The following is a 24,510-nucleotide window of genomic DNA, read 5'->3' as shown; positions in this document are numbered from 1 at the left end:
GAGTCGCCCCCCGAGGTGGTCCGGAAAACCCCCTCTCAACGTTGGGCGAAGAATAGTCCTGCCCCTCCGGCCAGTCAAAACGCCACCAGACCCCGCATTGTCACACCAACGTCACGCACCACACCCCACAATGTTCGTAATTAGTTCATAGCGCAGCCTGAGATCCCCAAACCTCACGCCCCACCCTCAGTCGAGATCTGTTCGTACTGCCCCATCCGCCTGAACCGCTCGTACCGCCTCTGCACCAGCGTGTCCACATCCACCTCGCGCAGCCGCCCCAACGTCTCCTCGATCCACCCCTGCAACCCCGCAGCCGCCGCGTCCGGGTCCCGGTGCGCCGCCCCAAGAGGCTCAGGGATGATCGTGTCGATGATCCCGAGCTCCAGATTGTCCCTGGCCGTCAGTTTCAGCGCAACCGCAGCAGCCGAATTCGTCGTCTCATTCGCCTGCTTCCACAGAATCGCAGCACACCCCTCAGGGCTGATCACCGAATACCACGAATGCGCAAGCATCGCAACCTGATCCGCAACCGCAATCCCCAGCGCCCCACCCGACCCACCTTCCCCGATGATGATGCTCACGATCGGCGTCCGCAGACGGCTCATCTCGCGCATGTTCACCGCAATCGCCTCCGCCTGCCCACGCTGCTCAGCCCCAATCCCCGGATACGCCCCAGGCGTATCAACCAGCGTCACAATCGGCACCCCGAACTTCTCCGCCAACTGCATCTTCGCAAGCGCCTTCCTATACCCCTCAGGGTGCGCACACCCAAAGTGACACGCAATCTTGTCCTGCGTCGTCTTCCCCTTCTGATGCCCCACAATCAGGCACTTCTGACTCCCGATACGCCCAAACCCCGTCACCAACGCCGGATCATCCCCATACCGGCGATCCCCATGCAACTCCACAAAATCCCGGCACATGCGCGCAATGTAATCCCGCGTCTGCGGCCGATTCGGATGCCGCGCCACACGCACCGTGTCCCACGGGCTCAGCCTCGCATACAGCTCCGCCAGCAGCCGCGCATGCTCAGCACGAAGCACCTCCACGCTCTCCAGCGCCGCCGCAGCCTCCAGCGTCACGCCCCCCAGCGCAGGGATCTCCGCCGACGGTGCGCCAGCACGCTCGATGCGCTGTTCCAGATCGCGCAGAGGCTTCTCAAAATCCAATTGATAAAACGCAGGCATACTCGATCCTCTGTCCTGGAGCGATTCGGACACCCAATCCTATTCGTCAATCGGCTCTGCCGGCTCCAACGCCCCACGCCCGTACCATTGCTCCGGAGATGCACATGCACACCTACCTCGCCATCATCGGTGGCGGCACAATGGCCCAGGCTATCGTACACGGCGCCGCACACATCCTCGAAAACCGCGTCGTCGTCGCCGACCCTTCGCCCGAACGCCGCGCACTCTTCCCTCACGCCGTCGATACCGCCGACCAGGCCATCCGCTGGCTCACCGAGCGCGAAACACCCCACGCACCCGGACAAATCCTCCTCGCCGTCAAGCCACAGATGCTCCCCGCAGTCGCCCTCGACATGCGCCCCGCACTCGACGACGGCTCATGGGGCGAGCGCATCGTCATCAGCATCCTCGCAGGCACACGCGCTGTCCGCGTCGCCGCCGCATTCGATGGCGCCGCCCGCGTCATCCGCGTCATGCCCAATACTCCCGCACAGATCGGCCGAGGCATGAGCGCCCTGTGCATCTCCAGATCCGCAACACAAGCCGACGCGGCACTCGCACGCGACATCTTCACCGCCGTCGGCCGCGTCATCGAACTCGACGAAGATCACTTCGACGCCTTCACCGCCGTCGCCGGCAGCGGCCCAGCATACGTCTTCCTCCTCGCCCAGGCCCTCCTCCGCGGCGCACTCGAAGCAGGCCTCACCGAGCACCACGCCCTCCTTGCCGTACGCGAAACCATCGCCGGCGCAGGCCTCCTCCTCGCTTCATCCGACGATGCGCCCGCCGACCTCCGCGCCCGCGTCACCAGCCGAGGCGGCACCACCGCCGCAGCACTCGATGTCCTCGAACAAGCCGGAGTCGCCGACGCCCTCGTCCGCGCCGTCCTCGCCGCCCGCGACCGAGGCCAAGCCCTCGACCGCGCCAGCAGCGGCACAACCCTCGCATAAACACCGCCGGGACCGGGTGCCGGTTTCGCGCCGGGTGCCGTGGCCATGGCTCTGCATGGCCACGATCCATGTCTCCGTGCCACCGATCCGCGGCCCTTGGTACAGCCTTGCGCGGTCGGTGTGCCTTGCTTCACTCGGCTCAGGCGGTGAACCACCCAACCGTGATCCTTGATCCATGTCTCCGTGCCACCGATCCGCGGCCCCTGAGACAGCCTTGCGCGGTCGGTGTGCCTTGCTTCACTCGGCTCAGGCGGTGAACCACCCAACCGTGATCCTTGATCCATGTCTCCGTGCCACCGATCCGCGGCCCTTGGTACAGCCTTGCGCGGTCGGTGTGCCTTGCTTCACTCGGCTCAGGCGGTGTACCACCCAACCGTGATCCTTGATTCATGTCTCCATGCCACCCAATCCGCAGCCTTGCGCGGTCGGTGTGCCTTGCTTCACTCGGCTCAGCCCCATCCCCCCTCACCCACACCCCGCAGCAAACAGGCTCAGGAACGCCTGCACATCAAAGAAATCCAGCACCCCATCCCCCGTCACGTCCGCCGCATCCGCCCCGCTCGCGTACAGGTTCAAATACGCCTGCACATCAAAAAAATCGAGCACACCGTCGCCCGTCAGATCCGCCGCGCAAGACTGGCCGCAATCAAGCTCAAACACATACGCCGTGCCCGAGTTCGTTCCTGCGTGCCGATCAAACCACGCCCCCGCCAGCACCGTCTCGTCCTCAATCGCAACACGAATGCCCAGCAGGTGAAAAAACGTCGCGTCGTCCGCCATCAACTTCGCGACCTGCGCTCCCGTCGTCACATCAAACACATACGCAGCCCCAGCTGCAACCCCACGCTCGCTGTCGCCAAACGCGCCAACCACCGCGCGCGTCCCATGAATCGCAACCGACACGCCAAAGTTCGCCGAACCCGCCGCATCATCCGCCACCAGCCGCAGCACCTCTGCCCCCGTCGTTACGTCAAACACATACGCCGTCCCCGAGTTCAGCCCCGCGTGCGACGTCAGCGGCGCGCCCACCACCGCAAGGTTCCCCGACACCGCGACCGCACGCCCGAAGTTCGCCCCCGCCTCAGCGTCCGAAGCCGTCAACTTCAAACGCTCTTCCCCCGTCCCCGCATCAAACACATACACCGCCCCCGCATGCACCGCGCCCGAGTTGTGCCGCCGCGCACCAACCAGCACCACATCCCCATCAATCGCCACGTCAAACCCGAACCAGTCCCCCGCAGCCGCGTCCGAAGCCCGCAACTTCATCAGCTCCGTCCCCGTCGCGACATCAAACAAATACGCCGAGCCCGAGTCAGGCCCATCATCATCAGTCTGGTTCGCGCCCACCACCGTATACTGCCCCGAGTGCGCAACCGACACCCCGAACCAGTCATCGATCCGCCCGTCGCTTGCCGTCAACTTGTGCAGTTCTACCCCGCTCGTCACATCAAACAGATACGCAGCCCCCGCCTCGCGCCCCAACTGCGAATCCCCGAACGCTCCGATCAACGCCACCCCATCGCTCACCGTAATCGGGTAGCCGAACTGCGCCCCAGCCGAAGCATCGCTCGCCGTCAACTTGAACAGTTCAGCCCCCGTCACCCGGTCATACACATACGCCGACCCCGAGTTGCTCCCGTGATCGTCGTCGTGCCATGCCCCGATGACAATGAACTCCCCCCAGATCGCCACCGGATACCCATACTCATCCCCAGCCGCCGCATCCGACGCCACCAGTTTGCGCACCTGCCACCACGCGCAGCCCTCCCCCGCAGCAGACCCAGCACTCCACGCAGCCGCACACACAACGCTCACCGCGCCGATCCCCAGCCTCCATTCATGCGCTTCGCGTCCTCTCACCGTTTCACCTCCGTCGCGTACCCACCCGCCCCATCTTCCTTCCGAGTCTAACCAGCACCTCCAGATCTGTGAAGCCCATCCTCCAGAAACTCGCTCCAATCGCCACTTCACCACCAACAAACGCCCCCAAAACCCACCCACAAGATCCGCAATGAGACGATGTAAGTACCTACCCCACAATAAGTTACGTCAAAATATTTCTCGGTCCGACACGAACCGCCTCGCGCCCCCGCGTCGTACCTCTTGTCATGATCACGCAAGCCTCGAACCCGGAACTGAACGCAGGCAGCCCACAACGCACCAGGCTCGACTGTCCCCTTAATAGGTGGTTCACGAGCACATCCAGCGGGATTCAGGGCTTCTTCCGATCCGTTCCCTCGAGGCCAGTGATCATCCCGGGGACACATGCACTCCCGTAAGGCATGTCCCCTTCAAACATCGAAAGGAGCAAAACCATGTCGATGCTGATCACAAGTTCACTGATTCTGGGTACCTGGGCCAGCCCGGTCACCGAAGAGCAGTTCGCTGCTCAGTTGAGTGTCGAAATGTCCGCCCTCGCAGCCCCGATCGTCATGCTCGACGACGTCAAGGCCAAAGGTCGAGTCTCCGCCTTCGACATCGAAAAGCGCACCGTCTCCATCCGCGATGAACTCGGCGTCTCACGATCAATGACCTGGGACGACGCCACCACCTGGGCGCTCGACGGCAAGCGCTCAACGCCCAAGGACGTCCTCGTCAACGACCGACAGGTCGAGATCAAGTACAACGGCGAAGGCGTCGCAATCCACATCGAGGCTGCCAGCGAGTAAGTCTCTCTCCCCCACGCGACCGGCTGAGGCGCGGCCCGGTCGCATACGTGATACACGCGCCGCACGCTCCGCTCTCCCCCTTCGTTCACGGGGGCGGGGCGCCCCACTTGGGGAGTCGGTGCGACTGGCCCCACTGGCCGTGCCGGCTCCTCGCTTGTTTTCACACCGCACACAGACTCCTGCCGCAGGTTGCAACTGTGCAAGTGTCGCTCCCCTGGCTCGCCGCAGCGTTCGCCCAATCGACAAGATCGCAACCTCCCACCAAACGTCAAGGGCACGAAGCCGCAAACGCCCCCAAAAACGCCTGCACATCGAAGAAGTCGATCACTCCGTCGTTGTTCCAGTCAGCCAACCCACTGCTCGCTGAATACGCATTGAGGAACATCTGCACATCAAAGAAATCGAGCACGCCATCGCCGGTCAGATCCACCGGGCACGGGCTCGCCCAGCAGGTCTGCCCAACGATGATCGTCATGCCCGCATCACCATCCGCAACATACACGCGCTCGCCATCGCGCGACACGGCTCGTGGCGTGCCCGGGGTGGCAATCGTCTCGACCAGCGACATGCTCCACACATCCGACACATCAACCACATGTACCGCCCCATCAAAATCAGCAACAAACGCCCGATGCCCCCACAGCGTCGCGCTGCGCGCATCGCCCAGCCCGCCCACAATCGAGATCAGGCGCGGATCGCTCGGCTCAGAAACGTCCAGAGCAATCAGCCCCGTCGTGCGATCAGGCACAAACGCAACACCACCGCGCAGCACCACCTGACGCGCACTTGAAGGCGTGTTGTACGTTCCGACAATCATCGGCAGCGACCGGTTCGAGACCTCGATGATGTGGACGCCCGCACTTCCATCCGCAACATACGCCAGCGTCCCCGCAACCGTCACCGACATCGCATTCCCCGGCGTATCCATGCTGCCCACCAGCACTGGCGCAGCCGGATTGCTCACATCAAAGATCTGCAATCCATCAAACCGGCACGCGACAAACGCAAACCCATCGCGCACATCCAGCCCCAGTGCCAGATCCGTCGTCGCAGCCGTCCCGACCAGAGTCGGCATCGCCGGATTCGAAATATCAAGCACGACCAGCCCCGTCGCGCCCGCTGCAACAAACGCCAGATCGCCCTCAACGCGCGTCTCATACGCCCGATCAATCGCATCAAATGCCCCGATCTCGATCGGCGAAGTCTCGTTCGAAACATCAAACACCCGCACCCCACCCGTCAAGTCGGAGACATACGCCAGATCGCCCGATGACGTGACGCCGAAGGTGGTGTCAACGGTCGGGCTCGATGAAGCAACCGACAGCGCGATCGGCGAGGCAAGATCGTACTTCGTAATCCCACCCGTCCGCTGCACATACAAGTACGAACCATCCTCAGACAGAGTCATACTCGACCCGCCCGGCAGCGTCGCCACCAGCCGCGGCACAGACCGATTCGAAACATCGACCACGCTGACGCCGTTCGTTCCACCCGCCACGACCAGATCACCCGCCGAAGCGATCATCGACGCCGAGTGAGAAAGCGTGAGAGTCCCAACCATCTTCAGATCTGCCGGATTGCTCGTGCGCACCGTCAGCAACTGGTTCCCACTGCGCAGCGCAAAAAGCCAGTCACCGCTCATCGTCAGCGAGCCGATGTTCGTCCCGAGCGAATTGGGAGGCAGCACCGTCGGCTGTTCTGGGTCCGCAATGTCAAGCACAAACAAGCCCTGCAGCGACGAGCCATACAAATATCCGTTCCGGCTCGCCAGAGATCGCACAACTACATTGCCCGGTGTCGGCACAGTCGCAACCAACTCCAGATTCTCCGGATCCGCCACATTCAGCACGCGCAAAACCCGTGTATTCCCCGATTGTGACTCCGCAACATAGGCCATCGGCCCGTCAACAACCACCGCACTCGCCTCGGCATTCTGATCCACACCAACCGCCAAAGCATCATGCAGAACCGCATTGGAAACACTGCCGATCTCAAGCAGTCTTGCCCTGTACCCACTTGTCAATCCTGGTTCGTTCGACAGATTCTGCACCAGAAGTGCTGAACCACCATCAACAGAATGAAGCGACCAGTTCGGGCACGCATTGCCAAGCAACGCCGAAGCCGCTACCAGTGGGGCATTTCCATAAAACTCCAACAAACTCAGTCGAAGTTCGCTGCTGCCCGCTGTGCCTGAACATTGAGTCGCAAGCATGCCCGAGTCAAAAGCAGCGATCATGGACGTCGACGGATGTCTGTACTCACCCGTTGCAGCCATGTTCGAACCTTGGTGCTCGACAAATATCACGCTCGGCAAACCGCTCATCGTCAGCACGATTCGACCATCAATGAAGTCAATGTCCCGGACGGTCGCGCATAGTGGCGGCTCATACAGTGGGCCGATGATTGGCTCCGCACCGCTCACATCAATTGCCCGGATCGACCATCGATCATATTCACCGTCAGAGTTACACGCATTGCCGTACAAGGTTTCTCTCAACTTCAGATACAGCACACCGTTTGCGCTTGTCATATCAAAGACATGTCCTACCGCGAGTTCATGAAGAATCGACGGTGATGCAGGGTTTGAAATGTCGAGTACACGAAGGTTTTGTGCTCCCACATACGCCCGCGTCGCTGTCATGCGCACGCAGAGCCCACCAGGTGCCGACGATGTCAAGACCACCGGGCTTGCTGGATTAGAAACATCAATGATCGTTCCTTGCTCCTGTGTCACCGCGTAGCACCGCCCAAGCGAAGCCGCAACGCCACGAATTGAGCCTGCTATCGGCACCGTCGAAGCCACCGCAAGCGCATCATGTACTGTGGCGTTGATAATCTTGAGTCCTGAGAGGTGAGTTCCAACATACAGATATCCATCGCGCAAACGCAGGTCCGTCACCTCCGAGCCAACATCGACAGCACTCATCACCCGCGGAACGCTTGCCAGCGATACATCAATCGCATACACCTTCGATCCCGCGCCAACAAACGCCGTTGTACCATCTGTCTCGATGTGACGAGCATTCTCACCCAGTGGCAGACTCGAGACAAACCTCAAACTGTCCTGCCCGATAGCCTCAAACACGATGAGCCCGGCCGTGTTGCCAGCCGCGACCCGAAAGCTGCCCATCGCACTCAATTCATAAAGAGAATTATTCGTCGGCATCGAGCCCGTTGCCGTCGGCTCACATTGCGCCCCAGCTACCGAAGCCCACGACATCACAAAGCCGATCACAATCGCCACTGATCGTCCGAGTTGCATGATGTGTCACTCCTGAGGTAGCCACACACCGTGACGATCGGGTCACGCTCCAGCGGCCACTGGTTCGCTTCAAGTGTACTTGAACAACGACAGAACCGCAAACGTATTGCCGCATAAATCCTTGATGCCGCACTTCATGCGCCATGGACGATCTGATTTACCGTCCAGATAACGCACACCCCGCCGCAAACGCCCCCAAAAACGCCTGCGCATCAAAAAAATCAAACTCCCCGTCTCCGTTGAAATCGCCCTCAGGCTGTTGCGCCGCAAACGCCGCCAGAAACGCCTGCGCATCAAAAAAATCCAACTTCCCATCCCCATTCAAATCCGCCGCACACTCCTCCTTCGGCGGCACCGCATAAAAAATCCGAATCGATATATCGCCCGAATACCCCACCACCAGATCGTCCCATCCATCATCATTCAAATCACCAAACGCAAACGCATTGCCCACGTTCGGAGCGTCATACGTCCACGTCGGATCGCTGTCGATCACACCCTCGCGGTTCAGATAAATGTGCATCCGCCCCGTCGAAAAATGCACCTCCGCAATATCCGGCCACCCATCCCCATTCACATCGTGCACCCCAAAATCCTGTGGCCCGCTGAACGGATCCGTATTCTGCCACACCTGCGTAAACACGCCCGGCTCCGTCTGCGCATACGCCCGCGACGGGTTCCCCCCAAACGCAACATCCACCCGCCCATCTCCATCAAAATCCGCAGTCGCCGCGCCGCGGTCCGTCCCCGTCGTCCCAACGCTCCACCCCGGCAGCGTCTCGATTTCCCCCGCGTTGCTGCTCGTGTAATAAATCGCGCTCTCAAAGCCCGACCATTTCGCCGCCGCCAGGTCCAGCCACTCATCACCATCAAAATCCCCCGCCGCAACCCCGTTCTGCACCGCCACATCCTCCGACCGCCACACCGGGTTCGGCGTCAGCACCCCGCCATCATTGCGAAACATAAACAACGGCCGATACGGATCCGGGCTCACCCCCTGATTGCTCGTCACCAGATCCAGATCCCCGTCATTATCAAAATCCGCCAGCACGCCCGCCGTCCCCCACGCCGCAGGGCTCGTCGCCGAAACCCACCCCGCCGTCATCGTCGGCCCGCCCGCAGCCCCGTAATACACCCGCACCGACTGCGTCGTCACACTCCCGCCATGAATGGTGACTATGTCCAGATGCCCATCATCATTCAGATCGCCCACCACCACATCGCCCGTGTGCACCATCTCCGTCGATACCCACGAAGGCACCGTCTCAAGTGCCGTCCCCGTGTTGTAGAAAATCATGTCCCGCCAGTCCGTGTAAGGCGGAAAAGCCGACGAATTAAAACACACCGCCACCAGATCATTCAGCCCATCCCCATTCATGTCCGCAATGTGCAGCCCGCCAATCTGCCGCCGCAACATGATCTGCACATCCGGCACCAACGGATAAGGCACGCCGCTGCCGCGCGCAATGCCTTGCCCCTGTCCCGCTGTCGCGGGCTCGATCGTCGCGACCGTGTTCCCGTCTTGCGAAGTCTCGTACAACATCTGCCCCGTCGCACCGCTCGCGCCCATCGCAAGCCCCGCAACCACAACCAGCCAACCGTTCCGTGTGTGCATCGCCGTCTCCTTGCCTTCCAGTGCCTTCCGCCGCTCCATCCTACAGCAACACGCTCGAACATTGAAGCCCAAACTTCCCAATTGCAACCACATGCACACGCCTGCCAATAAAAAACGCCCATCGAACCATCTCGATGGGCGTTTCAGTTCTGCCTGATATCGGGGCAATTCCCCCGCGAGCCTCAGCCCTTCCAGTCCGCCTTGAACTGCGAGAACGCCTTCTCAAGCCGCTGCGGCAGGTCCCCATCCAGCGCCTTCTTCTGCGTCAGTTCGTCGTACATGTCCTTGCCGACCGTCCGCATAAATGCGTGCAGCCCCGCCTCGAACTTCGCAACCTGATTCAGCGGCACATCATCCAGAAAACCCTTCGTGCCCGCATAAATCGAAATGATCTGATCCGTCACATGGAACGGCACATACTGCGGCTGCTTCAGCAACTCCACCATGCGCGCCCCACGATCAAGCTGCTTCTGCGTCGAAGCATCCAGATCCGTTCCAAGCTGCGCAAACGCTTCGAGCTCGCGATACGCCGCAAGGTCCAGTCTCAGCGAACCCGCGATCTTCTTCATCGCCTTCACCTGCGCATTGCCACCCACGCGCGACACGCTGATACCAACGTTGATCGCAGGCCTCACGCCCGAGAAGAACAACTCCGGCTCCAGATAAATCTGCCCGTCCGTAATCGAAATCACGTTCGTCGGGATATACGCCGAAACGTCGCCTTCCTGCGTCTCAATCACCGGCAGCGCCGTCAGCGACCCGCCGCCATTCTCATTGCTCAACTTCGTCGCACGCTCCAGCAACCGGCTGTGCAGATAAAACACGTCGCCCGGATACGCCTCACGCCCCGGCGGACGACGCAGCAGAAGCGACAACTGCCGATACGCAACCGCCTGCTTGCTCAGGTCGTCATAAATGCACAGCGCATGCTTCGGCGTCTTGCCGTCCTTGCCCTGCCACATGAAATGCTCACCCATCGCGCAACCCGAATACGGCGCAATGTACTGCATCGGCGCCGGATCGCTCGCCGAAGCATTCACCACAATCGTGTAGTCCATCGCGCCGTGCTTCCGCAGTGCCTCCACCACGCCCGCAACCGTCGATTCCTTCTGCCCGACCGCAACATAAATGCACACCACCGCGTCCGGCGTGCCCCAATACTGCTTCTGATTCACGATCGTGTCGATCGCAACCGCCGTCTTGCCCGTCTTGCGGTCGCCGATAATCAGTTCACGCTGCCCGCGCCCGATCGGGATCATCGCGTCAATCGCCTTCACGCCCGTCTGCAAAGGCTCATGCACCGGCTGACGCTCGGCAATCCCCGGAGCAATGATGTCAATCTTCCGCGTCGCTTCCGCCTCGATCGGGCCACGGTCATCCAGTGGCCGGCCCAGCGGGTCCACCACCCGGCCCAGCAACGCCTCGCCCACCGGAACCTCCAGCAGACGCCCCGTGCTCTTGACAATGTCCCCTTCCTTCACCGAAAGGTAGTTGCCATAAATCACGGCCCCGACCGTATCTTCTTCCAAGTTCATCACCTGGCCCATCACGCTGCCAGTGGACGTCTGAAACTCCAGCAGCTCGCTGGCCATCGCACGCGACAAACCATAAATACGCGCGATACCGTCGCCCACTTCCACCACGCGACCCACTTCACTGATTTCCAGTTCCGTGGTGTACTGCTCGATTTCCTGCCTGATGACGCTTGCAATCTCGTCAGTCTTGATCTTCACGGAGGTGTCCCTCACACAGGCCGCACCGCAGCCAATGGTCACGCTCCCGCCGCCCAGGCCACGCAGCCGGCAGACGGGGGTCGAAACAATAGTCGGCTCTCCCCGCCCCGTCATGCCCCGCACCCCAACCAATTCGCTCCCAGACCCCTCAGCCGCCCTCCCGACACAAAACATGACCCTTCAGAACCAAACCACCACCGAACCCCCAATGATTCCACCTTCCTGCGCCCCTCGATCCCTGCAACCCGGCGCTCCCATGTGCTGTACAACCCAAAGGCCTCAGGACAACCACAATGGACCGCGCCGAGGAACAACATCTCATCCGCCTCGCTCTCGCCGGCGACCGCGACGCCGCCGCAGCCTGTCTCCGCGCCCACCAGAGACCACTCTTCACCTACATCCTCCGCATGTCCGGACGCCCCGAGATCGCCGAAGATGTCGTCCAGGAAGCATTCGTCCGCGTCCTCGCAAACCTCGATCGCTTCGATCCCAAATACCGCTTCTCGACATGGCTCTTCACCATCGCCCGCCGCGTATACCTCAACACCGCCGCCCGCAAATCGGTCCGCGCCGACTCCGACGCAGTCGAGTCCACCGCAGCCACGCCCGCCGACGATCTGGTCGCACGCACCGAATCCAATACCCACGCTGCGACCGCAATCCAGACCGCTCTCCTTCACCTGCCGCCAATCCAACGCGAGATCGTCATCCTCTTCCATCAACTCGATTGGCCCATCGCCCTCGTCGCCCAGCACCTCGACCTCCCAGTCGGCACCGTCAAAAGCCACCTGCACCGAGGGCGTAATCGCCTGCGCATCCTGCTCGCCGAACTCGATGAATCACAGTCCGATGACTACGCATCGGGAGACTTCCAATGACCAACCTCGACCCCAACAACTCCGACACCACTCTCGAGGCCGATCTCGAACGCCTCTTCGATCGCGAACTCTCGCGCGAAGAACGCGCCGCCCTCAAGCCACGCCTCGAGCAGGATCCCCAAGCCGCCCTTCGCTTCCGCCAGACCACCCGCGTCATTCTCGCTCTGCGCGAACCACTTGCCGAATCCGACATGCCCGACCTGGCCGCCGCCGCACTCACCCACACTCCCCTGCGCTTGCGCCGCAAGTCCCCCTTCTCCACTAGCCGCCTCGCCATCGCTGCCGGTCTCATCGGCCTCGGTGCCGCAGGCGCACTCATCCTCACGCAGCCTCACCAGCCCCAGCCCTTCACCCCCGTCCTCCGCGCCGAACGCACCAGCCCAACACTCGAACTGCTCACCAACCCCGAACTGGCCGCCCGCGAACTGGCCGCAATCACCTTGACCCAGCCACTCCCGCAAGCCTCCCACACCTCTCTCGTCGACGCCCGCACATTCCCCCAGGGCCCACACTTCTCCGCACTTTCCGAACCAACCTTCCCCATCGCAGCCCAACTCTCCAACGACCCCATCGAGTTCGCCACGTCCTCCCTTTGGCACGCCACCACCGACGCCACTGTGTTCGAGCCAGGACTTCTATTCCCAACCCAGGCAAGCACCATTCCTTACATCGACGTACCTTTCGTCCAGCGCCAACCCGACATTTCCACCGCAAACAACCTCCTCCTCCGCCCCGTCCCCACCTGGCGCTTCAGCCCGCCCTACGACTGGTCTCTCCTCCTCCAGCCACTCCCCTTCACACCCCCTTCCCTCGACCTCGGCCGCCCCGCCAACGACAACTGAGCCGCGACGGCACGCACTACAAAACAAAAACCGGGGGCCCGCGCCCCCGAATGGTTCCTGCCACATCAATCAATCACCGACGCCCACGCATCGCCAGCACTTCACGCCCCCGTCGGTCGCGTCGCACGCACCGGTTCCGTCGGCCGAACCACCACATCCGGAACATCGTCCGCATCGCGCCCAACCGCAAGTTTCGGCTCATGCACCGACGCTACCTTCGACTCTTCATCGCGAATGCGCGCGCCCTCTTCAATGTACCCAAGCGCCCGCGCAATCAACTCGCCACGGCTCGAAGCCCCCAACTTCCTGTGCAGGCTCTTCACATGATCGTGCACCGTGTGCGGGCTTCGTCCCAGATCATCCGCTATCTGTCGCACGCTCTTACCCAGCACCAGATGCTCCAGCACCTGCTGCTCACGCACCGTCAGCCATGTCGATTCCGTCGAAGGCGTTGCCCCAAGCGCCAGCAGCACCCGACGCGACAACAGCGGCAAAAGCGACTCCAGCGACGCCTGATGCTCCACCGCAACACGCCTTGGCCCCGCAGCTCCATGCCCCACAAGCCCAATCTGCACCACCACGTACCGCCCCGTGCTTCCTTCGCCAAGCGAACTCACACTCATCAGCACATCAGTCACATCCGTTCCGACCCACACCGCCCCGACCGCAGAAGTCCGCCACAACTCCGAACCCGCAAAACGCGACGCCGAGCCAACCATACTCGACCGAGGCTTCAACCCATCAAGCCTGAAACCCAACTCACGCACACGATCCGCACGACTCCGAATCGCAATGTCCACCCCCGCAGCGTTCGCATTCTCTGCATCAGTCCACGACGCACTCGCAGGAAGCAGCGCCTCCTCACGCGTCAGACACGAACCGCACCCCGCCGCCTCAAGCGCCGAGATCCGCCCCGATGGCTCCGCCTGCGCAATCATCACGCACACGCGGCTCGGCGCCAGCAACACCGAAAGCGCACGCGCCGCACGGTCCGTCCAATCCAGTGTCGCCACCGCCGGAAGCCCGCACAGCCGCTCACACGAACGCACAACCGCATCAAAACTCGACGCGTTGAAATGCCCAGACTCGCCCATCACACACTCCTTCGTCCCTCTCGAAAGGCCAACTCCGTCCGATCCATCAGACTCACATCGGCCTTCCTTCTTCCCGGAACCGAAACCCGCGCACATCAAGCGGGAAATCGCCCATCAACCTCTTTCCACATCACTCGGCCCTAGTCTAGCCGAAAACACATCTCCTATGCCAGCGCCAACAGCCCCGATTCAATCCTCGCCCGCTTCAGCGCCTCCCACCACAACCGGTGATAAAGTACCCAAAACTCACACTCACCCCATTCTTACCAAACTCTGCCCCGAATGCAACCAAATTACCGCCACAACAGGGCATCTTCTTGATTGAAACCATACAAAAACCTATCGCCCGCTTGCGCCAAACTTCGACTACCATCTCACCCAGATCAGGAGCCCACATGAAAATTCACGAGTATCAAGCCCGCGAACTCCTCGCCTCCGCAGGCATTACAGTCCCCCCAGGCCGCGTCATCGAATCCATCGAAGACGCCGCAACCACATACAAACAAATCGCCGCCGATGGCAACACCTCCCTCGTCGTCGTCAAAGCCCAGGTCCACGCCGGAGGCCGAGGCAAGGCCGGATTCGTCAAACTCGTCCGCTCACCCGAAGAAGCAAGCGACGCCGCACGCTTCATGCTCACTAATCGCATGGTTTCTCCTCAAACCGGCACCGAAGGACTCGAAGTCACCAAACTCCTCATCGCCGCAGGCGTCGACATCGCACACGAGTACTACCTCGCAATCACCACCGACCGCACCACGCGCCGCAACATCCTCATCGCCTCAGCCGAAGGCGGCGTCGATATCGAACACGTCGCCGCAACCAACCCCGGCGCCATCATCAAAACCCCGCTCCATCCCCTCCTCGGCCTCGCCCCGCACCAGGCCCGCACCGTCGCCTTCAAACTCGGCTTCAAGGGCCGCCAGATCAACCAGGCCGTCAAAATCATGCTCAGCCTCGCCGATCTCTTCACCGCCAAAGACTGCTCACTCGCCGAGATCAACCCCCTCATCGTCACCCCCCCGACCCCCGACGCCCCCGAAGGCCAGGTCCTCGCCATCGACGCCAAGTTCAACTTCGACGACAACGCCACCTTCCGCCACAAAGACATCGCCGCACTCTTCGACCCAAGCGAAGAAAACCCCGCCGAACTCCGCGCCCAGCGCTTCGGCCTCTCATACATCGCTCTCGACGGCAACATCGGATGCCTCGTCAACGGCGCAGGACTCGCCATGGCCACCATGGACACCATCAAACACTGCGGCGGCGAACCCGCAAACTTCCTCGATGTCGGAGGCTCAGCCTCCGAAGAAGCCGTCACCGAAGCATTCCGCATCATCCTCTCCGACCACGCCGTCAAAGGCATCATGGTCAACATCTTCGGCGGCATCATGGACTGCGCCGTCATCGCACAGGGCATCGTCAACGCCGCCAAAGAAGTCGGCTTCAAAGTCCCCCTCGTCGTCCGCCTCGAAGGCAACAACGTCGACAACGGCCGAAAAATCCTCACCGCCGCCGCAGCCGACCTCCCAACCCTCGAGGCCGCGACGGACCTGCTGGATGCGGGGAAAAAGGTCGTCAGGGCGGTGGGGTAAATCGGATACACTCTAGTCATGGACGGGGTCTATCTCGAAACCAGTTTCGTCAGCGCGTGCGTCACCGATCGTGACGACGCCGCGAGTGTCTACCGACGCGAAACAAGCCTTGAGTGGTGGATGCACTTTTCGTCACGTTACGATTGCACCGTCTCTGAGGAGGTAATCGTCGAGCTCAGCCAACCTGGTTTTCGCCAGAGCGAAGCCGCCCTTGAACACATCTCCGCGATACCGCGTCTTGACATCAGCGACGAAGTGCTGGGTGTTGCGGAGGTTCTCGTCCGCGAGCGCGTGATGCCCGGCCCGGTTGCAGGCGATGCATTGCACATCGCCGTCGCCGCTGTTCACGCAATGACATATGTCCTCAGTTGGAACGTTCGCCACCTTGCAAACCCGAACAAGGTAGAGCACCTCCAAGTCATCTGCCGCCGCCTCGGCTTGGTGGCCCCATCCATCGTTACCCCCGAGATGCTCTGGTCATCACCATGAATACAAAACCAAGCAATCCCGCCCCAGCACCTGATCCTTTGATCGAAGAAGTTCGCAATGCCAGACGGCAAGTCTCCGAACAATTTGGCAACGACATTCGCCGCCTCGGCCAACACCTCAAAGAACTCCAGCGCGAGTCAAAGGCCCCGATTCGCAAGGCACCCTCAAGACATCAACGCGATGCGGGCTAGAGGCTCAGGCCGCGTGCCACCAGCCGCGCTCCGTGATTCACCACCCCGTGCCACCTTTTCGCAACAGTCTGTACTGACCTGAACTGGGGCGTGCCTACCAACCAGCCCTCGGAGAGCAAAATTGAATCTGACGGACAAGCCAATCAAGATGAATTCATGGCAAGTGAGCGTCGCTGCCGAGGCCTTTGCTGCTGCGCTGTTTGCCAGGTGTGGTCTTGATGTGTCCGTTCAGTATGGTGCAAACCAACCAGAGTACGACTTGGTGGTCTGCAGGGGCGAGCGACTAATGAAAGTCTCGGTGAAAGGAAGCCAGGACGGCGGATGGGGTCTCACGCAGTCATATCTAGACAAAGGTGCGGCCAATTATCACGAGGCGATTGACCGCTGGTTGGCCCGGCACAATCTGCGCACGGTCTTGTGTCTCGCGCAGTTCCTCGGTGTGGCCACCACCGAGATGCCGCGCATGTATCTTGCGACCCCTATCGAGATTGCACATCACTTGAAGTTATGTGCAAAGGGACGCGGCGAGACCATTCTCAACGAAGAGCAGGTCTGGACGAACAAGTCACAGGCCGCGGGAACCATCGACCGGATACCCGCAGGTTGGCGATTTTCGGCAACTCGAGTCGAACAGTTGCTTTCCGGTTGTTAAGGACAACCTCGCTCAAAATGCGACCAACACCCTCGCTCCCGTTCCCCGTGCCGCCGATCACTGCACTGAGCTACCAGTGTCGCCACAATCAAGACCCCCGCTGACTGCACGCTTACCGACCTGTGCGTTCGATCAGTTGAAATGTCGTCTTACCTTGCCCATCACACCACTCCCGAACCTTGCACCGCGCCCCCGATGGCTCGGTGTAGACGCACAAACGCCCCTCCGCCGAATGTATTTGGCCACTGATGATCTCCATTTTCACCCAGCCCGATGGCATAATTTGCGATTGATCTGAAACACGGCTACTCGACGATGCCTGAACAAGTCCTGCTTTGGCATGCTCCCCGGCGGGTTTGGACTGATGATAAAACTCTACCCTCGGAGCCGGTTGTAGCGACGAAGGCCCTTGCCTTTTACCGCTCTGCTTCTGCCCGGCAGAGTGACCAGACGCACTGTTTCCGGTCCAGTCTGATCGCGTACCCTTTGACAGCATCTCGTCATGCTCTTTCTTCATCGCAACTAGATCGGGTACGATTTCAAACACCTGCTCGGCCACTGCTTGCGGATCGCCGCTGCGCAACGCCCTCGCCAGATCAAGCAACTTGAAAGCAGATGGGCTCGGCAACGACGGGTGGATTTCGTCAAGCAGTGCCATGAACTCGGCGTAGTCAAATGGCCGGTCACCGAACAGAGTCGCGAATGGAGTCGCCGGCGTGGCCGCCCCGTCAATGCCGTCGCCGCTGCCCCAAATCAGTATCCCCCACGATTGTGTACTCGAGCCTTTTAAGCATGCATCAAGAGCACGCAGCATCGATGAGAATGACCAGAATGCTGCAACCGAGTCGCCCCCGGACTGTTGCCGCCGAACAATCGCTACGGCCGTCTTGTCCGGTACGCACGGGTTGAATGGCACGGCCCGCCACATCCCAGCCGGTTGCGGCGGCTGAGCCTGCACGCGTCCAGGCGATTCCGTTGGCCACGGGTCGTTGAAACCATGCACTCCTGCGGGGCCAGGAACTCGAACGCTCATGAAACACCTCCTCGACGCGCTTACGAAGACTGGACTCTACCCCTCTGCTCGCTATTGAGGCGTTCTCTCAGTTGTAGAAAAGTTTTCTTGCTGGGTGCCGGCTGCCTTGCCCACACTCTTTCCACCCAAACTCCCACCCGCGCGCAAGTTCCTGACCCTCGCCCGCAACCCTCTTGCAATCGCTTCGCCGTTGTGCATCATGACCCTCATGATCGCATCACCCACATCCACACCCACAATCCCAACCCACCAATCACCACAAGACCCCACCCGTTCGCTGCCTTCAGACGCCGGACCTTTGGGCGCTCACATGCTCTCGAACAACCCGGGCGCCTCGAGCCCAAAGGTCCGGGTTGTCGCTCAACCTGCACCCTCGCATGCAGCGCAACCTTCGACCACCTCGCCACTCCCCGAAGGCACCAACGAATCCGCGCTCCTCAGCCACCTCGCCACGCCCGGCCTCTCCCTGCCCGACATCGCAGCCGAGTTCAGCACCACCGTCACCGCCATCGCGCGGTGGGCCCAGCAGCCACACATTCAGGAGAAAATCGCACTCATCGAGAACCTCGCGCACACCCGCGCCCGCCTCCAGGCTGCCGAACTTCAATCTGTCGCCCTCAGCACGCTCGAATCGCTGCTGCTCCGTTCGCCAGCCAACACCGCACGCGAACGCCAGACGCTCCAGCGCGCCGTCTCATCCGCCCTCCGCGCCGGCCGCCACTTCGCACCCACAAAAAGAGGTCCGAGCGCAAGCGAGGACGCAATCACAGTTTCAAACGAGCGCCCATCCGCAACTCCAGTCTCCGCTCCCCGCGCATTCCCACACGACGATTCCGCGCCTCGCCCTCTACCATCCCACCCGTGCCCGAACGCATGCTCAAACTCGCCTCGGTCCTCCGCCTCACGCGCGTCACGACCGCGTTTGCCGCTATCGCCAATGTCTGGTTCGTCATTCTCTGGTCGCGCGTCGCACCGGGCGAGACTCCCCCGCCCTCGCTCGCCCAGCCGCTCTGGCTCCTTCTCCCCGCAGGCGCGCTCGCCGCGGGTTCCCTCTACGCCTTTGGCACATGCCTCAACGACATCTTCGACATCCACCGCGATCAGGCGCTTCGGCCGCATCGCCCGCTCGCCTCAGGCCTCCTTCGCATCGAGACCGCCGTCACGAGCACCGCCGCAACCCTCATGCTCACAATCCTCGGCGCAACCGTCTTAGGCACCGTCGGCGTTATCCTCACACTCCTCCTCCTGCTCGCTGTCCTCCTCTTCAACGCAACGGGCAAATTCATCCCAGGTTTCGGCCTCCTCCTCCTCGGCCTCATATACGCCGGACACATGATGATCCCAAACGTCACCCTCAACTTCGTCTGGCCAGTCTGGCTCGTCATGACTCACGCCCTCTTTGCCGGCGGCGTCTCGCACGTCCTGGGTCGCAAAACCCCAGTACTCACACGCCGCGCAGTGTTCTTCGCAATCGCCGGATGGGTCCTCTGGACAATCGCGCTCCTGACTCCCGACTGGCCACACCCACGCTCCCCAATCTCAGACCCGTTTCATCACGGCTGGTTCGGTCCAGTTGCGTGCATGCTCTTGATGGCTCTGTTTGCCGTCGTCGTCGTGCGCCGAACTCGCGCGCTCGGGCCAGGGCCGCGACTCGCCGAAAAAATCGATCGATATGGCGCTATCTGGCTCGCGCTCTATGCATGCGCATGGCTGCTCGGCTCAGGCTTCTATGCGCAAGGCTGGATCATGCTCGGCCTGACCTCGGCCGGCATCGCAGGAATGGTCACGCTCCGCGAACTCTACAACCTCCTCGAACGACCCGTCGGCTACCGACGCTAGCGTCACACCAGTTTGAGCGCGTAGAAAATCGCCGTGAAAATCAGGTCCGCGACGACAATCGCAACCACACACTGCACAACCGTGTTTGTGGTCGCATGACCCACCCCTGCCGCCCCGCCCGTTACCTTGAGCCCGTTCCCGCACGCAATAATTCCGATCAGTCCGCCGAAAATCGTGCCCTTGGACAGACCCGTCAGAAAATCGACCATCTTGGCCTGCGATTCCATGTTTTTCATGTACGTCTCAAACGGAATGCCGAGCAGGAAAATGCAGATCCCGATCGAAGACGCGATGGCAACAAAACTCGAAAGCACGCCCAGCACAGTCATGGAAAGCACCGTGGCCATCACACGAGGCACGACAAGAAACCGCACCGGATTCAGAGCATGCGCCTCGAGCGCTTCGATCTCTTCGCTGACCACCATGGTGCCGATCTCGGCAGCAATGGCAGCCCCGGCAAAACCAGTGAGCACGATCGCGCCGATGAGCGGGCCCAGTTCGCGCAGGACCGCGACGCTGATGATGTTGGCGATGAGCGCGCGCTGGCCGAACTGGTTGAGCGGGGGTTCGAGCTGGAGTGTGAGAATCAGCCCGACCGCGCCCGAGACCAGCGAGACGATGAAAACGCTCTTGACGCCGACACGGACGATCTGGGAGATGATGGCGTATCGCCCGAGGCGGACCTTTCGGCCGAACACGCCGCGGCAGACCCAGCCGAGCGCTTCGAGAAAGAGATGGACGAGCGAGCCGGTGTGTTCGAGGATGGAGATAGCGCGTGCGCCGAGGCGTTCGATGGGCCAGAGGAGCACGAGCAACGGCGATGGCCTGGGCTTTTCGGAGTCCGGCATGTCGTTCATTCTTGTGCGTCTGCTGGTGTGGCGATCATGTCTGACGCGCCTGATCGAGGCCATCGACGATGGTGAAGAACTGGTGGAGGCGTGCGATTTCGAAGATGGCGCGGACCTTGTCGTTCATGCCGCAGAGGATCATGGCGGTGCCATTGCGCTTTGCGGTGCGCATCGCTTCGACAAGGGTCGCCAGGCCCGAACTGTCCATATACCCGACACGCGTCAGGTTGACGATGAGGCGGCGCGGGCGGCTCGACTGTTCGTCGCGCAGAGTGGCGCGCAGGACCGGCGAGCAGCTCATATCGACATCGCCGAGCGGGCTTATGACGATGAGGCCCGGGGGGTTGTCGCGTTCGATCTGGATTGGTGATTCAGCCATCGATGGACTGCACGCTCCCCTCTGATTCGGTGTTGCGACCCAGGCGGGCGGGGGCAGCGGTGCGTGGCACGCGCTTGCTCATGACGAGGCGCATGCCTCTGGATTCGCGTTTTTCGTAGCAGACCTGATCCATGACGTCGCGGATGATGTGGACGCCGAGGCCGCCGGGTTTGATGTCTTCGAGGCTTCGGCCCTTCATGCAGGATGGATCGACCTGGTCGGCTTCGTCCTCGATGGTGAGCAGGATGCCTTCTGGGCGGGCGTGTTCATCGAGGAGTGGCCAGAGGCTGATCCAGATGGGGCGGTTCTCGGCGTATTTGTAGCCGTGGCGGATGACGTTGCAGAGTGCTTCGTCGACGGCGAGTGCGACCTTTGAGCAGGTGAGGTCGTCAAAGCCGAGGCGTTTGCAGACCGAAGCGATGAGTTCTCGTGCACCGCTGAGGTATGCGGGGTTGCTGAGGAGTTCGACGCGAATGTGTGGATGCTCATTCATGAGTCGTGTCCGCGAGTTCGTCGATCACCACTGGGGTTGAGTGTTCTGGGTAAGTATCGTGAAACCATCGAACCCATGCCTGCACCGAGGCCTCGCGATCCCAATCGAGGGCGGCGAAATCATATCCGTTGGTCTGGCCGGTGAGGCGTTCGAGGGTTCGGATGGCGATGAAGCGCACGGCGGGGTCGTGGGAGTCGAGTTCCTGGATGATGCAACGGATGGTGCGAGGGCTGGTGTCGTTTTCGGCGGCTGCGCGGACGATGGCATCCATGCGCTTGGTTTTGGCGGGGGAATCGAATCCGACGGGGACTGGAGAGCAGCCGGTGCCGAGTGCGATGAGAAGGATGGCGAGGCGCGGCATGGGGTAAAGGGTATGCGGGCGATAGGAGGCTGAGCGGACTGGTTTGGCAGCGATGTGCTGGAGTGAGAAGTGGGACAAAAAAACCAGCCTCGGGGGGAGGCTGGTTGTGGGTGAGGCTACGGGCTGGAGTGATGGGCGATCAGGGGCAGCCGGCGGAGAAGAGGGAGAGGAAGATCTGGAGATCGAAGAAGTTGAACTCGAGATCGCCATTGAGGTCGGTGGCGGGGTCCTGGGCTGTGAACTGGGCGAGGAAGAGTTGGACGTCGAAGAAGTCGACCTTGCCGTCGTTGTTCCAGTCGGCGATGCAGGGGTTTGGCGGTGCGACTTCGGATACATCGCCGGAGATGACGAGTGCGTAGCCCTGCGAGCCGACGTTGACGGCTGCGGCGTTGATCTGGATTGTGTAGGTGCCTGGTGCGGGAGCGGCGAGGATGACCATTTCGACGTTGTTGTTTGCGTCGTGGGTGCCGCCGGTGGTTGAGATTCCGCCGGAGAAGACGTTGCCGCGGTAGTCGCCGCTGGGTGCGATGACCTTGAGGTCGAGGTTGTTGACGGCTGCGGGGTTTGCGTTGACGTTTCCGGGCGAATCGTGCCAGGCGAGGGTGACTTTGAGAGGTTGGGAGAAGCTGTGGACATCGATTTGAAGTTCGACGAGATCGGAGGTTGAGAGGGCGGATTCGGAGTTGTTGCGGACATCGCGGATGATGAGGGTGCGGGGAGAGTCATCGAAGACGAGCGAGTTTGCGAGGAGTACGCGTCCCCAGCCTTCGCGGTTGGATGGGTATCCGGCGACGCCTGTCATATCGACGGTGGAGTTGAGGAGGGTTGCCTTGAGGAGTGCGCCGGAGGGGATGAATGAGTCTTCGGAGTTTGCGACGCCTGATGGGTAGAAGCCGTCGGTGTAGTACTGGCGTGCGAGGAGTGCGGAGCCGGCGATAGCGGGCGCGGCCATGGATGTGCCGGTGAATGAGACAGTGCCACAGGAGGTGCTTGAAGAGGAGGAGGTGGTGTTGCATCCTGGGGCGTAGATCTCGGGTTTGCGTCTGCCGTCATTGGTTGGTCCGGAGCCACCGGAGCAGTGGTTGTTTTGGCTGGGCGTGTCGCCGGAGGCGCCGACTGCGAGGCCGTTCTTGGAGTTTTCGGGGTTTTTGAGGGTGGAGAGATTGGTTACGGCGAAGATGACAAGGTTGTCTTCGTTGTCGTAGGAGAAGACATCGATGGTGCGAGCGAGGGAGTCGTAGAGGGTTGTGCCGTCGTTGCCCCAACTGTTGGTGTGGACGAATGCGCCTTGGCTGTAGTGGGTTCCGAGGCGGGAGAGGAAGGTGCTGGGGGTGGTTGAGATGGTGTTGAAGACGAGGCGGGCTTCGTATGCGATGCCGCGTGTGTCGTTGTTTGCACTGGCGTCGCCGACAGCGGTGCCTCCGACGTGTGTGCCGTGGGAGTCGGAGCCGAGGGAGGCGTTGTATGCACGGATTTTTCGGTGGTTGGGGCCGATGGGGTTGATGGAATCGAGGAAAGAGCAGTGATTGACGTTGATGCGCCCATCCATGATTCCGACGATTTGACCTTGGCCTCGGATTCCTTTGGTGTAGAGGGGGGTGGAGCCGTTGACGTTTGATTGAACGATCCAGCGTCCGGTGTTGTTACGGAGAGTGATCTGAGGGGTGTTTTCGATCCAACGGACGGCGGGGAGGGCGGCGATTGCCTGAGCGGCTGCGAGGGGCATGGTTGCGGAGACGGAGATTTCGCGTCCTGACCAGCCGTGTTCGAGCGCGGTGAAGCCGGGGATTGCGGCGAGTGCGGCGAGGGTCTGTGCGGTGTTTGCGTTTGGCCAGAGCATGACCTGAACGGCGATGAGTCCGAGGTCGTGCAATGCCTGGATTTCGGGGGATTGTGCGGGGACCTGTCCGAGATCGGGCGCGAGTTTCCATGCGTTCTGGAATGCGCCGACCCATGTGACGAAGTCGAGTGCGGCGAGCGCGTTGAGGTTTGCGTTGCGCAGGTCTGCTGCGTATGCGAAGTCGGGGAGGTAGTCGAAGAGGACGACGCCGGCGTTTGTGAGGGCGGCGTTGCGTGCGTTGGTCATTGGGCCATCGAGTTGGATGACGGCGACGTGCTGAGCGAAGTCGATGGGGATCGCGGGGAGAGCGAGGACGTTGTTGTTTGCGGAGGTTGCGTAGTCGCCTGCGACGAGGCGGAGGACGCCTTGGTTATTGGTGATGTCTGCGGTTGCCAGGCCGGCGATGGCGCAGAGGGCGAAAAGCGATGAGACATGACGACCGGGACCGGTGTGACCCTTCATGACCGAGACTCCTTGATTTCGATTCCCCTCAACATTGACAGGGCAAAGATGCCCGAGATAGACAGCATACCAACGGGGGCGTGATCGTGAAACTGATT

General features: G+C 61.4%; 21 protein-coding genes. 8 read left to right on the top strand and 13 right to left on the bottom strand.

The annotated features are described in order from the left end of the window. Positions 1 to 173: 173 nt before the first annotated feature. On the bottom strand, positions 174 to 1,187 hold the full coding sequence (locus KF757_05025; protein MBX3322332.1) for an acetyl-CoA carboxylase carboxyltransferase subunit alpha: 1,014 nt from the start codon (positions 1,185 to 1,187) through the stop codon (positions 174 to 176). 104 nt (positions 1,188 to 1,291) lie between these two features. Here KF757_05025 and proC point away from each other — a divergent pair, with 104 nt between their 5' ends. Next, positions 1,292 to 2,137 carry a pyrroline-5-carboxylate reductase gene (proC, locus tag KF757_05020; GenBank protein ID MBX3322331.1) on the top strand — a complete coding sequence of 282 codons (846 nt, stop codon included), beginning with the start codon at positions 1,292 to 1,294 and terminating at the stop codon, positions 2,135 to 2,137. Positions 2,138 to 2,602: 465 nt separating this feature from the next. On the opposite strand, the gene KF757_05015 is transcribed toward proC, so the two are convergent. Continuing rightward, complete coding sequence (locus tag KF757_05015) at positions 2,603 to 3,997, bottom strand: FG-GAP repeat protein (protein ID MBX3322330.1); 1,395 nt, start codon at positions 3,995 to 3,997, stop codon at positions 2,603 to 2,605. 455 nt (positions 3,998 to 4,452) lie between these two features. Between KF757_05015 and KF757_05010 the strand changes: the two genes are divergently transcribed. Then, complete coding sequence (locus KF757_05010; protein MBX3322329.1) at positions 4,453 to 4,806, top strand: hypothetical protein; 354 nt, start codon at positions 4,453 to 4,455, stop codon at positions 4,804 to 4,806. Between the two features lie 268 nt (positions 4,807 to 5,074). Here KF757_05010 and KF757_05005 read toward each other — a convergent pair whose 3' ends face one another. The 3 genes from KF757_05005 to atpA all read right to left on the bottom strand — a co-directional run bounded on the left by KF757_05005 (position 5,075) and on the right by atpA (position 11,530). Continuing rightward, entirely contained in the window at positions 5,075 to 7,936 is a 2,862-nt protein-coding gene (locus KF757_05005) for a hypothetical protein (GenBank protein MBX3322328.1), read from the bottom strand. A 289-nt stretch (positions 7,937 to 8,225) separates the two neighbouring features. After that, positions 8,226 to 9,683 (bottom strand): VCBS repeat-containing protein, encoded by a 1,458-nt coding sequence (locus KF757_05000; GenBank protein MBX3322327.1) that lies wholly within the window; start codon positions 9,681 to 9,683, stop codon positions 8,226 to 8,228. A gap of 182 nt (positions 9,684 to 9,865) precedes the next feature. After that, positions 9,866 to 11,530 carry a F0F1 ATP synthase subunit alpha gene (atpA, locus tag KF757_04995; GenBank protein ID MBX3322326.1) on the bottom strand — a complete coding sequence of 555 codons (1,665 nt, stop codon included), beginning with the start codon at positions 11,528 to 11,530 and terminating at the stop codon, positions 9,866 to 9,868. Between the two features lie 179 nt (positions 11,531 to 11,709). Between atpA and KF757_04990 the strand changes: the two genes are divergently transcribed. Then, positions 11,710 to 12,294 carry an RNA polymerase sigma factor gene (locus KF757_04990; protein ID MBX3322325.1) on the top strand — a complete coding sequence of 195 codons (585 nt, stop codon included), beginning with the start codon at positions 11,710 to 11,712 and terminating at the stop codon, positions 12,292 to 12,294. After that, positions 12,291 to 13,136 carry a hypothetical protein gene (locus KF757_04985; GenBank protein MBX3322324.1) on the top strand — a complete coding sequence of 282 codons (846 nt, stop codon included), beginning with the start codon at positions 12,291 to 12,293 and terminating at the stop codon, positions 13,134 to 13,136. Before KF757_04990 ends, KF757_04985 begins: the two co-directional genes overlap by 4 nt. A 101-nt stretch (positions 13,137 to 13,237) precedes the next feature. On the opposite strand, the gene KF757_04980 is transcribed toward KF757_04985, so the two are convergent. Next, the gene (locus tag KF757_04980) at positions 13,238 to 14,230 is read right to left on the bottom strand and encodes a helix-turn-helix transcriptional regulator (protein ID MBX3322323.1); all 993 of its coding nucleotides are present in this window, start codon (positions 14,228 to 14,230) and stop codon (positions 13,238 to 13,240) included. 395 nt (positions 14,231 to 14,625) lie between these two features. Here KF757_04980 and sucC point away from each other — a divergent pair, with 395 nt between their 5' ends. The 3 genes from sucC to KF757_04965 all read left to right on the top strand — a co-directional run bounded on the left by sucC (position 14,626) and on the right by KF757_04965 (position 17,157). Next, positions 14,626 to 15,825 (top strand): ADP-forming succinate--CoA ligase subunit beta, encoded by a 1,200-nt coding sequence (gene sucC, locus KF757_04975; GenBank protein ID MBX3322322.1) that lies wholly within the window; start codon positions 14,626 to 14,628, stop codon positions 15,823 to 15,825. An 18-nt stretch (positions 15,826 to 15,843) separates the two neighbouring features. Then, positions 15,844 to 16,314, top strand: a complete 471-nt coding sequence (locus KF757_04970; GenBank protein ID MBX3322321.1) for a hypothetical protein — start codon at positions 15,844 to 15,846, stop codon at positions 16,312 to 16,314. A 312-nt stretch (positions 16,315 to 16,626) separates the two neighbouring features. After that, a complete protein-coding gene (locus KF757_04965; GenBank protein ID MBX3322320.1) occupies positions 16,627 to 17,157 on the top strand; it encodes a hypothetical protein in 531 nt (176 codons plus the stop codon). Positions 17,158 to 17,269: 112 nt separating this feature from the next. Here KF757_04965 and KF757_04960 read toward each other — a convergent pair whose 3' ends face one another. Both KF757_04960 and KF757_04955 read right to left on the bottom strand, forming a co-directional pair. Continuing rightward, positions 17,270 to 18,073, bottom strand: coding sequence for a hypothetical protein (locus tag KF757_04960; GenBank protein ID MBX3322319.1), 804 nt, complete (start codon positions 18,071 to 18,073; stop codon positions 17,270 to 17,272). Positions 18,074 to 18,473: 400 nt separating this feature from the next. Beyond that, positions 18,474 to 18,797: a hypothetical protein gene (locus KF757_04955; GenBank protein ID MBX3322318.1), complete on the bottom strand. Its 324-nt coding sequence runs from the start codon at positions 18,795 to 18,797 to the stop codon at positions 18,474 to 18,476. A gap of 254 nt (positions 18,798 to 19,051) precedes the next feature. Here KF757_04955 and KF757_04950 point away from each other — a divergent pair, with 254 nt between their 5' ends. Next, a complete protein-coding gene (locus KF757_04950) occupies positions 19,052 to 20,029 on the top strand; it encodes a hypothetical protein (protein ID MBX3322317.1) in 978 nt (325 codons plus the stop codon). Between the two features lie 2 nt (positions 20,030 to 20,031). Here the strand turns inward: KF757_04950 and KF757_04945 are convergent, their stop codons facing one another. The 5 genes from KF757_04945 to KF757_04925 form a co-directional block, all read right to left on the bottom strand. Further along, positions 20,032 to 20,877 carry an ABC transporter permease gene (locus KF757_04945; GenBank protein MBX3322316.1) on the bottom strand — a complete coding sequence of 282 codons (846 nt, stop codon included), beginning with the start codon at positions 20,875 to 20,877 and terminating at the stop codon, positions 20,032 to 20,034. Positions 20,878 to 20,911: 34 nt separating this feature from the next. After that, positions 20,912 to 21,256, bottom strand: coding sequence for an STAS domain-containing protein (locus tag KF757_04940; GenBank protein MBX3322315.1), 345 nt, complete (start codon positions 21,254 to 21,256; stop codon positions 20,912 to 20,914). After that, positions 21,249 to 21,749: an ATP-binding protein gene (locus KF757_04935; GenBank protein ID MBX3322314.1), complete on the bottom strand. Its 501-nt coding sequence runs from the start codon at positions 21,747 to 21,749 to the stop codon at positions 21,249 to 21,251. Before KF757_04935 ends, KF757_04940 begins: the two co-directional genes overlap by 8 nt. Beyond that, complete coding sequence (locus tag KF757_04930; protein MBX3322313.1) at positions 21,742 to 22,110, bottom strand: hypothetical protein; 369 nt, start codon at positions 22,108 to 22,110, stop codon at positions 21,742 to 21,744. The genes KF757_04935 and KF757_04930 overlap by 8 nt, the downstream gene beginning before the upstream one ends. A gap of 139 nt (positions 22,111 to 22,249) precedes the next feature. Continuing rightward, the gene (locus tag KF757_04925; protein ID MBX3322312.1) at positions 22,250 to 24,412 is read right to left on the bottom strand and encodes a S8 family serine peptidase; all 2,163 of its coding nucleotides are present in this window, start codon (positions 24,410 to 24,412) and stop codon (positions 22,250 to 22,252) included. Positions 24,413 to 24,510: the final 98 nt, after the last annotated feature.

The organism is Phycisphaeraceae bacterium, assembly GCA_019636795.1.
GTDB lineage: Bacteria > Planctomycetota > Phycisphaerae > Phycisphaerales > UBA1924 > JAHBWW01.
Note: the sequence above shows the minus strand (reverse complement) of the source record. Positions and strands in the feature narration are given on the sequence as shown.